This is a genomic window from Variovorax sp. GW821-FHT09B01 (genome assembly GCF_059418345.1).
Genome location: NZ_JBWKPQ010000059.1, coordinates 1 through 985 on the forward strand (window position 1 = coordinate 1; position 985 = coordinate 985).

Below are 985 nucleotides of genomic sequence, written 5' to 3' on the forward strand. Positions count from 1 at the left end.
CAGCACCATACGTGCTCATGGTGGATGCCGAACAACTGAAGGGCCTCAACGCAGAGCAACTGCGCGAGGTGACCCTCCGGCTCATCAAGGACCGCACAAAGCAGCAAAGCCAGCTTGAGGCCAAGGACCGCTCGATCGAGACGCTCACGCGCGAGGTCACGTTCAAGACCGCCAAGGTCGATCAGCTGACCCACGAACTCGCGCAGTACAAGCGCCTGCGCTTCGGCAAGAGCAGCGAGAAGCTCGACGCGGCGCAGGCCAGCCTTCTGGATGAGACGCTCGATGCCGACCTGGCCGCCATTGAAGAGGAGCTGAAGCAGCTCCGCCCGCCACCCAAGACTGAGGACAAGCAGCAGCCGCGTCGCACGGCGCTGCCGGCAGACCTGCCGCGCGTCGACATTCACCACGAACCCGAGTCGACTACCTGTGCATGCGGCTGCGCCCTCAAGCGCTTCGGTGAGGACGTGGCCGAGAAGCTCGACTACGTTCCCGGCGTGTTCACCGTCGAGCGGCATGTTCGAGGTAAGTGGGCCTGCGCGAAGTGCCAGACGCTGATCCAGGCGCCGGTGCCCGCACAGGTGATCGACAAGGGCATCCCGACAGCCGGCCTCCTGGCACAGGTGATGGTCGCCAAGTACGCTGACCATCTGCCGCTGTACAGGCAGGAAGCGATCTTCGGGCGCGCTGGCCTGGCCATCCCTCGCTCAACGCTCGGAGCCTGGGTCGGCGCCTGTGGTGTGCGCCTGCAACCGCTGGTGGACGCACTCAAGGAAGCGATCCTCGCTCACCGCGTTCTGCATTCCGACGAGACACCGGTAGCGATGCTCAAGCCCGGCACCGGCAAGACTCACCGTGCGTATCTGTGGGCCTACACGCCCGGCGCCTTCGAAGACATGAAGGCGGTGGTTTACGACTTCGCCGACAGCCGGGCTGGCCAGCATGCGCAGAACTTCCTGGGCGGCTGGCGCGGCGCGCTGGTCTGTGA

General features: G+C 65.3%; 1 protein-coding gene. It reads left to right on the forward strand.

All coding sequences use genetic code 11. From position 1 onward, the window contains the following. Positions 1-17: 17 nt before the first annotated feature. Positions 18-985 (forward strand): IS66 family transposase (tnpC, locus tag AC07RV_RS45810; protein ID WP_492716625.1); only part of this gene is annotated, 968 nt, incomplete at its 3' end.